At 38.0% G+C, this 18,606-nt stretch carries 6 protein-coding genes; 2 read left to right on the top strand and 4 right to left on the bottom strand.

Annotated elements, in window-relative coordinates; all coding sequences use genetic code 11:
* The first annotated feature begins 3 nt into the window (after positions 1-3).
* Positions 4-1,344 carry a tetratricopeptide repeat protein gene (locus PK943_00255; GenBank protein HRN77651.1) on the top strand — a complete coding sequence of 447 codons (1,341 nt, stop codon included), beginning with the start codon at positions 4-6 and terminating at the stop codon, positions 1,342-1,344.
* Complete coding sequence (locus PK943_00250) at positions 1,341-2,687, top strand: tetratricopeptide repeat protein (GenBank protein ID HRN77650.1); 1,347 nt, start codon at positions 1,341-1,343, stop codon at positions 2,685-2,687. The genes PK943_00255 and PK943_00250 overlap by 4 nt, the downstream gene beginning before the upstream one ends.
* Here the strand turns inward: PK943_00250 and PK943_00245 are convergent.
* The 4 genes from PK943_00245 to PK943_00230 all read right to left on the bottom strand — a co-directional run bounded on the left by PK943_00245 (position 2,646) and on the right by PK943_00230 (position 18,457).
* On the bottom strand, positions 2,646-6,446 hold the full coding sequence (locus PK943_00245) for a right-handed parallel beta-helix repeat-containing protein (protein ID HRN77649.1): 3,801 nt from the start codon (positions 6,444-6,446) through the stop codon (positions 2,646-2,648). The genes PK943_00250 and PK943_00245 overlap by 42 nt on opposite strands.
* 92 nt (positions 6,447-6,538) lie before the next feature.
* Positions 6,539-10,306: a right-handed parallel beta-helix repeat-containing protein gene (locus PK943_00240; GenBank protein ID HRN77648.1), complete on the bottom strand. Its 3,768-nt coding sequence runs from the start codon at positions 10,304-10,306 to the stop codon at positions 6,539-6,541.
* A gap of 87 nt (positions 10,307-10,393) precedes the next feature.
* On the bottom strand, positions 10,394-14,164 hold the full coding sequence (locus tag PK943_00235; GenBank protein ID HRN77647.1) for a right-handed parallel beta-helix repeat-containing protein: 3,771 nt from the start codon (positions 14,162-14,164) through the stop codon (positions 10,394-10,396).
* A 144-nt stretch (positions 14,165-14,308) separates the two neighbouring features.
* Positions 14,309-18,457: a right-handed parallel beta-helix repeat-containing protein gene (locus PK943_00230; protein ID HRN77646.1), complete on the bottom strand. Its 4,149-nt coding sequence runs from the start codon at positions 18,455-18,457 to the stop codon at positions 14,309-14,311.
* Positions 18,458-18,606: the final 149 nt, after the last annotated feature.

Here is an 18,606-nt window from a genome sequence, read left to right as displayed (position 1 = left end):
AGCATGAAAAACAGTTGGTTACTTGTACCATTAATAACTCTATCGAGCTATACCCTAAGTCCTGAATACCTGATCGATTTGGCACGTACATTAAATGAAGTAAACCTATGTGATACAGCACTTACACATATCAATAAATACATCGCATCTGACGCCTCACATACAATTGATGCATATATGCAACGCGGATGTATTTATTTTAAAATGAAACGCTTTCTTGATGCTATTAATGACTTTGATACCGTTATTGCTCATAACCCGAATAGTATTCGTGCACAACATTGTAAAGCGTATGCTCTCATGCAATCAGAACAACTTGATAAAGCAATTAGCATATATCAAGAATTAATCGACCAACATCCCAATGATGCTCATCTACGGCTCGGCTTAAGTCTTGCGCTGTTAAGTAAAGGAGACTTTGAACGTGGTTGGCATGAGCATGAATGGCGCTGGGAAGCATTCCATGCAAAGCGCCCCGAATATAATAACCCCGTTTGGGATGGCTCAGCTGACCTCAATAACAAAACAATTCTAATTACCTGTGAGCAAGGATCGGGAGATACTTTTCAATTCATCCGTTATGCCAAATTAATCAAAGAAATGGGCGCTCATGTGATTGTGCAAACCTCTTTAATTCTCAAAACTATTTTGGAACAATGTCCCTATATTGATCATGTCATCTGTTCTACCGATACATTACCAGCATTTGATTTTCATGCATCAACCATGAGCTTACCATTCTTATTTAAAACATGTTTGGATACGGTGCCGACACATATTCCATATCTATATGCTAACCCCGAACTTGTTACCTATTGGTGTAAAAAATTAGCAGCTGATACCAACTTCAAAATCGGTTTATGTTGGCAGGGCAATCCGAACTATTCTATCCAAGAATTGCGTGATATAGTCAAAGCAAAATCATGTCATGTACATACTTTTTTACCTCTTGCAGATATTAAAGGTATTAGTCTATATTCACTACAAAAAATAGGCGGTGAAGATCAACTAGAACATATCAATGAAAAACTACATATCACAGCCTTTAGTGATGATTTTGATAATTCACGCGGTCGCTTTATGGATACTGCCGCAGTTATTACCAATCTTGATCTGGTAATAACTATTGATACTTCAATTGCGCATCTGGCTGCGGGACTTGGCAAACCAACATGGGTACTTCTTCCCAAACCATCTGATTGGCGCTGGATGCTCAAGCGCACCGATACCCCATGGTACCCCAACATGCGATTATTCAGACAGTCTACACCAGGAGATTGGGATGCGGTTATACAAAATATTGTTCACGCATTGCAACAAGAATTTTTAGAGAATATATCATGAAAAAATATGTATATATGTTTATTTTTGCTACTCTCGCTCTACAAGCAAATAGCCATGAAAATATTATGCATCAGATCGATCAATTGCTTGTACAAGAACGGTTTGATCAAGCACTTGAATACATTGACAAGTATATTGCATTAGGAGGATCTCAGATTATCAATGCACATTTTCAACGTGGATGCATTTATCTGAAAATCGGCAGACTTGATGAAGCAATTAAAGAATTTGATACCGTTATTGCACGTGCGCCGGGCACCATACCTGCACATTACAATAAAGCATTCACGCTCAAAATAGCAGAACGATTTGAAGAAGCATTGATTATATATCAGGATCTAATTAATAAAGATCCTAATTACGAATCTGCACGCATTGGATTAAGTTTTGCTCTCATTACTCAAGGAGACTTTAAAGATGGTTGGCCCGCACATGAATGGTATCTTAAACGAGCAGGTAAATATGCTCCTGAATTACGCAATTTGCTTGCAACAAATTCGGTAGCAGGCAAAACAATACTATTAACACCTGAAGGTGGTCTTGGCGATACGTTGCAATTTATTCGCTACGCAGAACGACTGAAAAATATGGGAGCTACTACCATTGTGTTCGCACAAGAACAATTGATTCCTTTACTAAGCAATTGTTCTTATATTGATATGCTGTATCCGACAGGCAACCCAATTCCGCCGCATCATGCACGTGCAACACTTATGAGCTTACCGGCTGTATTTTACGATGATGAACATACCATGCCACGCACTATCCCTTATATTTTCCCCGATACAACATTAATAAACTATTGGCAGCAACAATTAGCCAATGATCATAATTTTAAAATCGGTATTTGTTGGCAAACAAGCATACATAATGATATTTCACGTCTGCCTATTGCCCGTCGCGGCATACCACTTGCACAATTTTTTAAACTCAAAGATATTCCTGGCATCAGTTGGTACAGCTTGCAACAAGTTGAAGGTCTTGAACAATTAACCCAGGTACCTCATGATTTTAATCTGCACATATTTCCGAATGACTTTGACACAACGCACGGCAGTTTTATGGACACCGCTGCAGTTATTACACAACTTGATTTAATTATCTCAGTCGATACCGCAACCGCTCATCTTGCCGGTGCATTGGGCAAACCGGTCTGGTTGTTGCTGCCATTTTCTACCGATTGGCGTTGGATTGCCGGACGTATTGACTCACCATGGTACCCCACCATGTGTATTTTCAAACAACCCATTCCATTCGATTGGGATAGTGTATTGAATAACATACAGCAAGTCTTAGGACGATTAATTATTAATATTAGTCCAATAGTGCCCATATGTAGTTAAAACTGATGCACTTGGAACTACATTAGCCGCAGAAAATACACCAGTACTTAAATAGGCAATACCAATAATAGCACTAGCGCCTATTGTTGAATTATTCCAATACCCTGCATTGGTACTGCCAGTATCAACAAAAGCAGTGTTTTGATTAATTGATTGACAACCAATTACCAATAAATCTGTCACTATACATGCAAATCCCGCGGTCACATTATCGTGCGCAATACAATCACGTATCACCACAGCCGTAGCTCCTCCACCACCTGCAGCAAACCCATAGCTCCCATTAGCAGAACTCACGCAATTAATACATTGTATACCACTGGCATTATTACCAGCTCCAAACCCAAAATCACCATTCCTTTGCGCAATACAATCTTCAAACAATGCATTGGTTGTTGTTTCAGCAACAAAACCCTGGCCGCACTCCTGTGCTACACAATCAGTAAATACCATATCGGTGCATAACAGGCACAAAAATCCACCATGCGTAGAACTACTACCAATATGAAGGGCTGCCGATCGGTATACCGTCGTTTTACTCGTATTATAAAAAATAAATCCATACTGTGTAGTATTCATCACCGAGCAATTGGCTACTTGTATATCAACACTGCCATCAAAATAAAATCCGTTAGCAACATCAAATGTATTGATATCTATAAGTTGTAATTGACTCGCGCCACTAGTAGTCAGACCATAACTGGTAGCATCAAATATCTGCATGTTACTCACCATAACATTGGTAGCATTGTTCAAGATAATACCAATCGCCGCATTAATAATGGTGCCATTTATTATTTCAATATCAGTAATAGTAGTGTTCAGACCAATGCCTACACCGCTGTTTGCATCAAGCATATATCCATGCAAATCGAGGGTTACATTATCTGCATTAATCAAAATTACGGTACCGGAACCGACTATGTCTTCGGCTAGACAATACGTGCCGGCTGCTTCTATGGTAAGCGGTATATCTGTTTGGGTGATCATATATGGACATGCTAACAGCTCAACTTTTGATTCTATGACTTCCAACCTTGATTCTATAACTTCTGACAATGAAGTATCTCCACCACTCATCATGTTATCTATTTTTGATTCTATGACCATGAGCTTAGAACATACGGTAACATCGAGTATCGAGATATCATCGCATAAGTCACTATCATAAGCACCACCGGCAAAGTTGGCGGTAGTATTACCATTCACTATATTGTTACATAGCTCTATAGTCGTTACCCCATTCAGATCTATCCCAACCCGATTGCCTACTGATGAACTATTTTTAACTTGGCAATTCGCACCACTTATATCAAATCCTACGCCATTAACTCCCGCTCCCACGTTGCCTAACGCTACACAGTTGTCTATTACGTTATTGTCCCCTCGTATATCAAAACCTATTGACGTATTGTTGCTGCATTCACAATTACGTATAGTGCAATTAGGCGATGTTGTACTGCTTAATATTCCGGTAGCACCACTTCGTACTATGCAATTTTCTATTACCGCTCTATTTGAACCCGCTGTTATATTTATTCCGGCACCAAGGCTAACTGAGGCAATATCGCATCCGTCTATCGTACAATCATCACCACTAATCCCAATTCCACCTGATACTATATTATTAATTTGCATATTTCGTACCGTAACCCTAGTTGATGTTGCCATTGATATTCCAGGCCCATTTTTTCTTTGTACTCTTCCATTCTGCACCACCACATTATTTGATGTTGATACTCGTATTGCACTACCCGATGTGCTACCACCATCTATTGTATGTCCTCGTAAATCCAATACTACGTTTTCTGTACTTAATATATCTATTCCTATACTCCCTACTGATGCATCTATATCTTCGCCCACACAATATACGCCCGGTGCATCTATTGTATATGGTATATCTGATTGCATAATAATAACATCACATGCACAACACTCTGCTAAATCATCCAATTGCTCCTGAATGTTTGCTAATTCATCAAGAATTAGGACATCATTGGCTGATATTTGCACATCAATCACCTCTACTTTGCTTTCGAGCACCTCCAATTGTGAAACAATAAGCTCGGCATCTATATTCAGATCTTCCACTATTGATTCGATTATATCTAGTTGTGAACGCACTAATGCATCATGTACTGATAGTTCTATATCCAACACATCTATCTTGCTTTCTAGTACATCAAGCTGTGACACATCTGATGTTGCTAATACTTCATCTATTTTGGAATCTATTACTATGAGTTTAGAGCATATCAATTCATTATCGAGCGATAGATCTGTATCAATCACATCTACTTTGCTTTCAAGCACATCCAGTTGGGAGACAATTAATTCGGTATCTATATTCAGATCTTCCACTATTGATTCGATTACATCTAGTTGTGAACGCACCAACTCATCATGTACTGATAGTTCCACATCCAGCACATCTATCTTACTTTCTAGTACATCCAGTTGTGATGCATTTGATATTTCTATCGTGTCTATCTTTGAATCTATGACTACAAGTTTGGAATTTATCAATTCATTGTCTAGTGATACATCTACGGTGAGCACATCAATCTTGCTTTCCAGCACGTCCAGTTGTGATGCATCTAACCCACCAATCTCATCTATTTTTGAATCTATTACCATTAACTTGGAATTTATCAATTTATTGTCTAGTGATACATCTACGGTGAGCACATCTATCTTACTTTCCAGCACATCCAGTTGTGATGCATCTAAACCACCAATCTCATCTATTTTTGAATCTATTACCATTAACTTGGAATTAATTAACTCATTGTCTAGTGATACATCTACGGTGAGCACATCTATCTTGCTTTCTAGTACTTCCAGTTGTGAGGCATCTGATACTTGCATGATATCATCTATCTTTGACTCTAGTACCATGAGCTTAGAACATACCAACTCATTATCTATCGATAAGTCGGTATCGATTACATCCACCTGGCTTGATAGTTCTAATATCAACACATCCAAATCACTCAAATTATCCAGTATAATTTCAGAAACACTCGATAAAACCGTATACGTATCAAGTAAATCGTCACTTATTGATACTAATAGCATCATATTTTTGTTAACTAAATCTATCTCTGAGAGCGCTAATGCTTCTAATTCATGCTCTATATGTTGTAATTTGGAACAAATTAACATATTATCGATCGATAAGTCTGTATCGATTACATCTATTTTTGATTCTAATACATCCAATTGTGATGCATCCGATAGTTCAATATCATCGAGCTTTGAATCTAGCACATCGAGTTTTGAACATATCAATGTATTATCTACTGATATCTCAACACTCAATGCCTCCACCGCGGACAATATCTCTACAGTCCCCAGCGATCCGCTTACCATAAAATCCAGCACCTCAACCAATGATTCAATAGTACACACCTTTGATGCTATTACATCCAACTGCGACCCACCTGATGCTATCATGATTTCGTCAATCTTTGATTCGATGATTTCTAACTTTGAACAAATCATTACATCATGTATTGATAGATCGGTATCAACTCCATCAACGTGTGAACTTATCAATTCAAGCAATGATTGATTTATGTCTACGGTTGATTGTATCTCCACCACCGTTGTATATGTTGCATCTATTTCTTGCGCGGTGCGAAATAACAAATTATGTATGTTTTCACCCGGTTGTGGATCAATTAATGGATATATAGTACACCCATATATACTCAACAACAAAATTATGCAAATATGACTCGGCTGACCCTTCATAATCAGTGCTCCAGTAACTACTTCTTTTTTTATAAAATCATTACTATTCAGATCTAACTAAATACCAAACCCCTGTCAACCGACAACACCTTTTAGTTGTTAATATTAGTCCAATAGTGCCCATATGTATTAGTAACTGATCCACTTGCAACTACGGTGGCCGCGAGAACACCTGCTGTAAATACACCGCCACTATAGCTCGTCGAGGCACCTATTGTTGAATTATTCCAGTAACGCGCATTCGTACTGCCATTATCAAAAAAAGCAAGACTTGTATTCATACACCGACAACCAATCACCAACAAATCTGTCACCAGACAAAAATATCCCGGTCCGCCATTATCATGCGTAACACAATCACGTATGACAACCGACGTAATTCCTCCCGTACCACAAGAAAATCCATTATTATCATTCGCAGAGCTTACACAGTTAATAAATTGTATACCTCGAGCCGTATTAGCAGCTCTAAACCCATTCCCGCCATTACTCTGAGAAACACAATCTTCGAACAATGCATTGGTTGTAGTTTCCGCACTAAACCCAGTGTATCCGCACTCTTGTGCTACACAATCAGTAAATACCATATCAGTGCACAACTGGCACAAAAATCCATAATGCGTAGAACTACTGCCAATCTGGAGCGCTGCTGACTTATACACCGTTGTTTTATTCGTGTTGTAAAACCTAAATCCATTTTGTAACGCATTCATCACACAACAATTGATCACCTGCATATCAGCACTGCCATCAAAATAAAACCCGGTATCAACATCGAATGCGCTGATGTCTATGAGTCGCACTTGGCTCGCGCCACTACTGGTCAAACTATAACTAGTAGCATCAAACATCTGCATATTGCGCACCATAACATTTATAGCATTGTTCAAGATAATACCTATGTCAGCATTAATAATAGTACCGTTTTTTATTTGAATATTATTGATATTGTTGCTCAGCCCAATCCCTACACCGCTCATTGCATCGAGCATATAATCTTGCAAATCTAGGGTGACGTTATCTGCATTAATCAAAATAGATGTACCGGAACCTACTATATCTTCTGTCAGACAATAGGTACCTGCTGCTCCAATGGTGAGCGGTATATCTGCCTGGGTAATCATGTGTGGACATGCTAATAAATCGATTTTTGATTCTATAACTTCTAAGAATGAAGTATCGCCACTCATACTGTCTATTTTTAATTCTATGGCCATTAGCTTAGAGCATACGGTAACATCGAGTATCGAAATATCATCACATAAGTCACTGTCATACGCACCGCCTGCAAAATCGATAGTATTACCATTTACTATGTTGTTACATAATTCTATGGTCGTTACTCCATTCAGATCTATCCCTACATTATTGCCTACTGATGAACTATTTTTGACTTGGCAATTCGCGCCGCTTATCGTAAATCCTACCCCAGCATCTATCGTGTTGCCTGATGCTACACAATTGGCTACTACGTTATTTGCCCCTCGTATATCAAATCCTGCTGTCGTATTACCACTACATTCACAATTATGTATGGTGCAATTAGGCGATGTTGTACTACTTTGTATTCCTCTAACGCCGGTTCTTATTATGCAATTTTCTATTACTGCTCGTTCTGCACCTGCTGTTATTCTTATTCCTGATCCAGTAAATGAACTAATCTCGCATCGTTCTACCGTACAATCATTTCCCCCTATACTGATCCCATGCAATATCAAATTACTTATTTGCATGTCTCGTATAATAACCCTATGTGATGATGACACAGCTATTGCATCTCCGTTGGTGCCTACTACCCTACCATTTTGTATGACAATATCACTTGATGATAAGCACTGTATTGCATTATTGGTTGAAGGGCCAGCATCTATTGTATGCCCTTGTAAATCCAATACTATAGTTCCTGTTGATATTATTCCTATCCCTACACTAAATGCCGATACGTCTATATCTTCTCCTAAGCAATATACGCCGGGATTTTCTACCGTATACGGCATATCTGATTGCATAATAATAACATCACACGCACAACATGCTGCTAAATCATCTACTAGTGATTCAATTACTGATAGTTCATCAAGAATCAGAGCGTCATTGACTGATATCTGCGTATCAATTACATCTACTTTGCTTTCCAGCACATCCAGTTGTGAAATAATGAGTTCGGTGTTCAGACCATCTACTATTGATTCGATGATCGATTCGATTACATCCAGTTGCGAACGTACTAATTCATCATGTATTGATACGTCTACATCTAGCACATCGATTTTACTTTCTAGTACATCCAACTGTGATGCGTTTGATAGTTCTATCGTGTCTATCTTTGAATCTATGATCACAAGTTTGGAGCATATCAGTTCATTATCGAGTGATAGATCTGTATCGATCACATTTACTTTGCTTTCCAGCACATCCAGTTGTGAGATAATTAATTCGGTATCTATATTCAGATCTTCTACTATCGATTCGATTACATCCAGTTGCGAGCGCACTAACTCATCATGCACTGACACGTCTACATCCAGCGCATCTATGTTGCTTTCTAGCACATCCAACTGTGATGCATTTGATAGTTCTATCGTGTCTATCTTTGAATCTATGACTATTAACTTGGAACATATCAGTTCATTATCTACTGATACGTCCATCGTGAGTACATCAATCTTGCTTTCTAGTGTATCCAATTGCGATATATCTAGTGGTCCAATCTCATCTATCTTTGAATCTATGACCATTAACTTGGAACATATCAGTTCATTATCTACTGATACGTCCATCGTGAGCACATCAATCTTGCTTCCTAGTATATCTAGCTGTGATATATCTAGTGGTCCAATCTCATCTATCTTTGAATCTATGATCATTAACTTGGAGCATATCAGTTCATTATCTACTGATACGTCTGCCGTGAGCGCATCAATTTTGCTTTCTAGTACATCCAACTGTGATGCATCTGATGCTGCTATAATGTCATCTATTTTTGAATCTATTACCATTAACTTGGAATTTATCAGTTCATTATCTATTGATAGATCTGTATCCAGTGTATCTATCTGGCTTGATAGCCCTGATACCAGCACATCCAAGTCACTCAAATTATCTAGTATAATTTCAGAAACACTTGATAATACCGTAAACGTGTCGAGCAGATCATCACTTATTGACACTAATATCATCATATTTTTATTGATCAAATCTATTTCTGATGCTGATAGTATTGCCAGTTCATTTTCTATATGCTCTAACTTCGAGCATATCAGCATGCTATCTATTGATAACTCTGCATCTACGACATCTAGCTTTGATTCTAGTACATCCAGCTGTGATGCATTCGATTCTGTCATGATGTCATCTATCTTTGAATCTATTACGTCGAGCTTGGAGCATATTAATACATTATCTACCGATACTTCAACGCTCAATGCTTCCACTGCTGATAGTACCTCCATGGTTCCCAGTGAGCCACTCACCATGATGTCCAGCGCTTCAACTAACGATTCTATAATACACACTTTTGATTCTATTATATCTAGCTGAGAGCCATCTGATTCTATTACAATCTCGTCTATTTTCGATTCAATAACTTCTAACTTTGAACAGATCATTACATCGTGTATGGATAAATCAGTATCAACCTCATCTACTTGTGAACTTATTAACTCAAGCAATGATTGATTCATGTCTACCGTCGACTGTATTTCCACCACGGTAGTAAACGTTGCATCAACTTCTTGCGCGGTTCTAAATAATAAATTATGTATGTTTTCACCTGGTTGAGGATCGATCAGAGAGTAAAGTGAACAGGCATACATACTCAACAACACAATTATGTACTTACGACTTGGCTGATCTTTCATAATCAGTGCTCCAGTAACTACTTCCTTTTACAAAATTCTTATTTCAGGCCTAACCCACTCATAAACCTCTGTCAATTGATAAACTACTTAATCGCTAATGTTTATCCAATAGTGCCCCGTTGCAGGCCGTACCGATGACCCTGCAAGCGTATGAGCTACAGTTACCCCACTATAAGCAGTTCCATTACCCATTGTTGCATTATTCCAAAAACGTGAAGCCGCCACAGTATTCCTAAACCCGTTTGTTGTATTATTAACTGCTTGGCATCCAAGCACCATTAAGTCAACCGCACTCGTGTCAAACCCATTGGACGAATTATCAGTTGCAATACAATCACGTATCAAAACAGATTCTATATTCGTGGTGGCAAACCCATGTTGTGAATTGAACGAACTTCTACAATTACTCCATACTATTCCCAATGAATTGACAGAGGCAAGAAATCCTGATGCCGTAGTTGCAGCACCATTGCGTTGTGCAACACAATTTCTGAACACCGCACTTGTGGTAGCTTGCACAATAAACCCTGCATTGCCACAATCTTGTGCGGTACAATTAATAAATACCATATCAGTACATAAATCACACCAAAACCCATAATATGGCGCACTATTACCAGCATTAATTGCTGCAGACGCATACACCGTAGCTCTGGTTGTATTATAAAACCTAAAACCATGTTGCGTCGCATTCATTACACAACAATTGACCAATTGCATATCAGTACTGCCATCAAAATAAAATCCGGTAGCAACATCAAAGACACTCATATCTGTCAGCTGCAATTGACTTGCTCCACTACTGGTCAAACTATAACTAGTAGCATCAAACATCTGAATATCACTCACTACAATATTAGTAGCATTATTCAAACCAATACCAATCGTAGGATTTACAATAGTACCGTTTCTTATTTCAATATCGGTAATATTAGTGTTCAAGCCAATGCCCACCCCACCATTTGCATCAAGCATATAGCCATGCAAATCCACGGTTACGTTACTTACATTTACCAAAATAGATGTACCAGAACCGACAACATCTTCGGTCAAACAATAGGTACCTGCTGCCGCTATGGTTAACGGTATATCTGCCTGGGTAATCATGTGAGGACATGCTAATAAATCGATTTTTGATTCTATAACTTCCAACAATGAAGTATCTCCATTGCCACTCATCATATTGTCTATTTTTGATTCTATAACCATTAATTTAGAACATATGGTGACATCAAATACCGAGACATTGTTGCACAAATCACTGTCATACGCACCACCGGCAAAATCGGTAGTATTACCATTCACTATGTTGTTACATAATTCTATGGTCGTTACGCCATTCAGATCTATCCCCACTGTATTGCCTACTGATGAACTATCTTTAACCTGGCAATTCGCACCGCTTATATCAAATCCTATGCCACTGCCTCCCGTGTTGCCTGAGGCTACACAGTTAGCTACTACGTTATTTGCCCCTTGTATATTAAATCCCGCTGTTGTATTGCCACTGCATTCACAATTAATTATAGAACAATTGGCCGCTATACTGCTCGTTAATATCCCAGTAACGCCATTTCTTATTATGCAATCTTCTATCACTGCTCTTACATTTGCACTTGGTGTTATATTTATTCCTACTCCCGTAAATGAAGTAATTTCGCATCGTGTTACCGTACAGTTAGTTCCGCTTACACTAATCCCATCTGCTATCACATCACTAATTTGCATATCTCGGATAATAACTCGCTCAGATGTTGATGATGACACGGTGATAGCATCTACATCAGTCCCTACTATTCTTCCATTCTGTATCACCACATTATCTGATGATATGACTTGTATTGCATTATTGGTTGTACCACCACCATTAATCGTATGCCCTCGTAAATCCAACAATACATTTTCTGTCGATACTATCCCTATCCCTACGTTAAATGCTGATGCATCTATATCTTCTCCCAAGCAATACACACCCGGTGCTTCTATTGAATACGGGATATCTGCTTGCATAATAATAACATCACATGCACAACACTCTGCTAAATCATCTAGTCTTGATTCGATTACAGCTAGCTCATCAAGAATCAACGCATCATTGACTGATATTTCTATATCAATCACATCTACTTTGCTTTCCAGCACATCCAGTTGTGAGATAATGAAATTGGTATCTATATTCAGATCTTCTACTATTGATTCGATTACGTCCAGCTGCGAACGCACTAACTCATCGTGTATTGATATTTCTACATCTAGCACATCTATTTTACTTTCTAGTACATCAAGCAGTGATTCCTCTGATATTGCTAATATCTCATCTATTTTTGAATCTATTACCATTAATTTGGAACATATCATTTCATTATCGAGTGACAGATCTGTATCGATCACATCTACTTTGCTTTCCAGCACATCAAGTTGTGAAATAATTAATTCGGTATCTATATTCAGATCTTCTACAATTGATTCAATTACGTCCAGCTGCGAACGTACTAATGCATCATGTACCGATACGTCTACATCCAGTACATCAACCTTGCTTTCTATCACATCCAACTGTGATGCATCTGAACTTTCTATTTCATCTATTTTTGAATCTATGACTATTAACTTGGAACATATCAGTTCATTATCTAGTGATACATCTACAATGAGTACATCAACTTTGCTTTCTATGGCATCTAACTGCGATACATCTATTGCTCCAATCTCATCTATTTTTGAATCTATCACCATTAACTTGGAGCATATCAGTTCATTATCTACTGATACGTCTGACGTGAGTACATCTATGTTGCTCTCGAGCACATCCAACTGCGATACATCTATGGTACCGATCTCATCTATCTTTGAATCTATTACTTCTAACTTGGAGCATATCAGTTCATTATCTACCGATACATCTGTCGTGAGCACATCGATCTTGCTTTCTAGCACATCTAACTGTGATGCATCTGATGCTTCTATAATTTCATCTATCTTTGAGTCTATTACCATTAATTTGGAATTTATCAGTTCATTATCTATCGACAGATCCGTATCCAGTTTATCTATCTGACTTGACAGTCCTGATACCAGCACATCCAAATCGCTTAAATTATCTAATATAATTTCAGAAACACTTGATAATACCGTAAACGTATCAAGCAAATCATCACTTATTGACACTAATATCATCATATTTTTATTGATTAAATCTATTTCTGATGCTGATAATAGCGCGAGCTCATTTTCTATATGCTCTAGCTTAGAACATATCAACATGCTATCTATCGATAATTCTGTATCTATGACATCTATTTTGGATTCTAGCACATCCAATTGTGATGCATTCGATTCTGCCATGATCTCATCTATCTTTGAATCTATTACATCTAGCTTGGAGCATATTAATATATTATCTACTGATACTTCAACGCTCAGCGCTTCCACTGCTGATAGTACCTCCATGGTGCCCAGTGAACCACTCACCATGATATCCAGCGCTTCAACCAATGATTCTATAATACATACTTTTGATTCTATTATATCTAGCTGAGAGCCATCCGACTCTACTACGATCTCATCTATCTTCGATTCGATAACTTCTAATTTTGAACAGATCATTACATCGTGTATTGATAGATCGGTATCAATCCCATCTACTTGTGAACTTATTAATTCCAGTAGTGATTGATTCATGTCTACCGTAGACTGTATCTCCACTACGGTCGTAAATGTTGCATCAACTTCTTGCGCGGTTCTAAATAATAAATTATGTATGTTTTCACCTGGTTGAGGATCGATCAGAGAGTAAAGTGAACAGGCATACATACTCAACAACACAATTATGTACTTACGACTTGGCTGATCTTTCATAATCAGTGCTCCAGTAACTACTTCTTTTTTTACAAAATCACTACTATTCAGATCTAACCCAATACATAAAAAGTGTCAATTTATCAAAGAAGGGCTTGGTGTTGCCAAGCCCTTCTTTGATAAACATCTATCAGTTAATCTTTTTTAGTTACTAATATTAATCCAGTAATGACCAATGGTATCAGTGATCGACGCTCCCGCGAGTTGATTGTTTATAGCAACGCCAGAATAAGCGCCAGACGTATTACCTAATGTTGAATTATTCCAGTAACGCGCCGTGGTACTATTAGTATCTATGAAACCAAATGCACCATTATTTACGGCCTGATTTCCCTGTATAAGTGGTTCTATTGCTGAAGTAGAAAACCCATCGCTTCCATTCCCATAGGCAGTACAATCGCGTATTATTATACCAGTTGCACCATTAACAGAAATTCCGTCTGCACCATTATTATTCGTTGTACAGTTGCGTAAGGCCATATTAGAAGTACTTGCACCAACCGTAATGCCATTGCTCGTATTGTCATTTACAATACACCCACTTAACACGATGGAGGAAGATCCATCATCCATCCTAATCCCACTAGCACCATTATACGAACTGACACAATTAATCATCTGTACACCAATAGCCGGAGAGAATGAAGGCCCAGTTCTAAAGCCAGATCCCGTACAATTTTGTGCAACACATGATTCAAGTGTGCATCCTTCCGTAAGATTAGTAAGGAAAAACCCTTCATCACCACATTCTTTTGCTACACAATCTACTAATACTGCATCTGTAACTGCAGCTAAGCTAAATCCACTATCTGATAAGCTTACCGCCTCACATCGATATAATGAAATTCTACTCATCTCACTAATACGAAATCCATTCGCGGCACCTCCAATTACTGTGCAATCAACAACTTGCACATCACTACCATTGATAGCAAAAGCGCTACCCGTTGAGTTATACACGGCAACATTTTCTATTAATGCCCCTGCTACTAATAAGACAACAACATCATTTGTATCATCAAATATTTGGATATCACTAATATGTATATTGGTTACGGTATCTGTCGCGTTAATGGATCGCACGCCATCTCTGATAATACCATTCCTTATTACAATATTACTTTGTAATTCAAACGCAATAGCCGATCTTCCATTTGCATTAATAGTATATCCATTGAGATCAAGGGTGACATTGCTTGTGTTAATAGTGATGGCACTACTTACACTATTGTTAGTCAAATCTTGCGCTAAGCAATAGGTACCAGCTGCGGTAATAGTATACGGTAACTGAGCAATTATATGAGGACAGCTCGTACTCAGTATAATATCAACTTTTGACTCTATTGCTTCTAATGCAACATCGAATACTGATATATCATCACATAAATCACTGTCATACGCACCACCCGTAAAGTCGGCAGTATTACCATTTACTATGTTGTTACATAAGTGTATGGTGGTCACACCATTCAGATCTATCCCCACATTATTACCTACTGCTGAACTATTTTTGACTTGGCAATTCGCACCACTTATATCAAATCCCACCCCAGCAGCTATCGTGTTGCCTGATGCTACACAGTCGTTTACTACGTTATTTGCTCCTCGTATGTCAAATCCTGCTGTCGTAACGCCACTGCATTCACAATTATTTATGGTGCAATTAGGCGATGTTGTACTACTTTGTATTCCTCTTACCCCATTTCTTATGATGCAATCTTCTATTACAGCTCGTTCTGCACCTGCTGTTATATTTATTCCTGTTGCAGTAAATAAAGTAATCTCACATCGTTCTACCGTACAATCATTTCCACCTATACTGATCCCATCTGATGTCACGTTATTAATTTGCATGTCTCGTATAATAACTCTACTTGACGATGACACAGCTATTGCATCAACATCGGTGCGCACTATCCTACCATTTTGAACCACAATATTATCTGATGATAAGACCTGTATCGCATTATTCGTCGTACCACCGCCATCTATTGTATGCCCTCGTAAATCTAATACCACATTGTCTGTCGATATTATTCCTATCCCTACGTTCCCTGCTGATGCGTCTATATCTTCTCCTAAACAATATACACCCGGTGCTTCTATTGAATATGGTATATCTGATTGCATAATAATAACATCACACTCACAACACTCTGCCAATACATCTATTTTTGAATCAATAATATCCACCTGTGTTATTATTTCCATCTGCCCGGTGCACAAATTCGTATCTATCGCATCCAGTCCGGAGAAATTTTCTACTGTATTATTGTGCACCAAGTTATTACATAATTCTAATGAACCACTTCCTACATGCTCTATCCCAGTACCCGCATTGTATGCTATAGAGCTGTTTTTTATTTCCGCGCTCACACCTGCATAATTTACGCCATCTGCTCCATTACCTGCTATACTACAGTTATTTATCATGATCTCGCTTACATCCGTACCTATGCGTATACCGTGTTGAGCATTATTTTCACTCTCGCAATCTATAATCTGCACATTGGTTGCACTGCCGTTTGGAGCTATTAAGAATCCTTCCCCTTGACCAGAACCTAATATGCTTCCTGATGCCTGACAATTTTTAAATATAAGATCGTTATAAATACCTGAACCACTGCTTTCTTGCAGAATAAACGCCCCTCTATCACAGCTTTGTGCTTGGCAGTTTATACAGGTCAATCCACTTGCTGGAGCTACCGAACTTGGTTCTATCCAAAAACCACGAAAACATCTTTGTGCTGTACAGTTTATTAAACTAATATCATCTATGCGTATTATTCTAAATCCTGGCGTACATGCTAATGCATTGCAATCCCGTATAACTACATTAGTCACGTTGGTACCGGAAGCATTTGGTGTACTTATTAAAAACCCTGCTAATGATACTTCTTGCGCAACACATCGTTCTATGACTATATTGCCCGTTTCTAAAGATGATGATATACCGTTACCACCTACATTTTTAATCGTACAATCTGCTATATACACATTGCCACCACTACCTGATAACTGTATACCGGTTCCATCTGGTGAATCTGTTACGGTACATCCTTCTATAATCAATCCATCAATCTCAAAAGCCCATATGCCCCCACCAACTGTATTATGCATATGTACATTACTAATCTTTACATTACTGCATCCGGTCGATTCTCCTGCAAATATCCCAAAACTCAATGAATCTGTTGCATCTCGTAAAAATCCATTTTTTATCGTTACGTTATCAATAGTATCGTCTATAACTATTATATGGATCCCGCTTGATGCATTCCCGGTAATTGTATATTCATGCAAATCAAGCACCACATCATCTGACGATATGGTAATCGCATATGACCCACTCGCATTAGCTACGTCTTCCCCTAAGCAATAGGTCCCCGCTACGGTGATGGTATATGGTATATCTGCTTGTGTGATCATCGTCGGACATGCTAACAAATCAACTTTTGATTCTATTACCAGTAATTTAGAGCATATAAGTTCATTATCTATTGATAAATCATTATCAATAACATCTATCTTACTTTCAATCACATCCAATTGCGATGCGTCTGACTCTATAACGATCTCATCTATTTTTGAATCTATCACTTCTAACTTTGAACATATCAATTGATTGTCAATTGAAACCTCTACACTCAGATTATCTATTTTCGATTCAATTACATCCAACTGTGATGCATCCGACTCTACAACAATCTCATCTATCTTTGAATCTATCACTTCCAGTTTTGAACATATCAGTTGGTTGTCAACCGAAACTTCTACACTCAGATTATCTATTTTTGATTCAATCACATCCAACTGTGATGCGTCTGACTCTATAACAATCTCATCTATCTTTGAATCTATCACTTCCAGTTTTGAACATATCAGTTGGTTGTCAACCGAAACTTCTACACTCAGATTATCTATTTTTGATTCAATCACATCCAACTGTGATGCGTCTGACTCTATAACAATCTCATCTATCTTTGAATCTATCACTTCCAACTTTGAACATATCAGTTGGTTGTCAACCGAAACCTCTACACTTAATGCTTCTATTGCAGATAAGATTTCCTCGGCGCCCAAAGATCCACTAATCATAATATCAAGTGCATCTACTAATGATTCTATAATACACACCTTGGAGGCAATGATATCAACCTCAGTCCCTATACGTACTGTCAGGCCATGCAGGTTCTCACCCGGCTGCGGATTCACATAGGTGATGGATGCACATAGTATGTTTGGCATCAAAAACAACAACAAAATTGACCATACATTAGATTTGATCTGCATAGATTACTCTCCGTTCCTATTTTTTTTAAATTCTATTTTAAGATCTAGTAAAAGATATAACTTTGTCAACAATAGAAAATTAACAAGGTATTACCAAAAAACATACAAAATCACCAAAATTTTCATAAAATCATTGGCCATGGCCTATT

Source organism: Candidatus Dependentiae bacterium (assembly GCA_035445995.1).
Taxonomy (GTDB): domain Bacteria; phylum Babelota; class Babeliae; order Babelales; family Vermiphilaceae; genus DAOMRS01.
The sequence above is the reverse complement of the archived record's forward strand: the minus strand, read 5'-3'. Positions and strand labels throughout refer to the sequence as shown.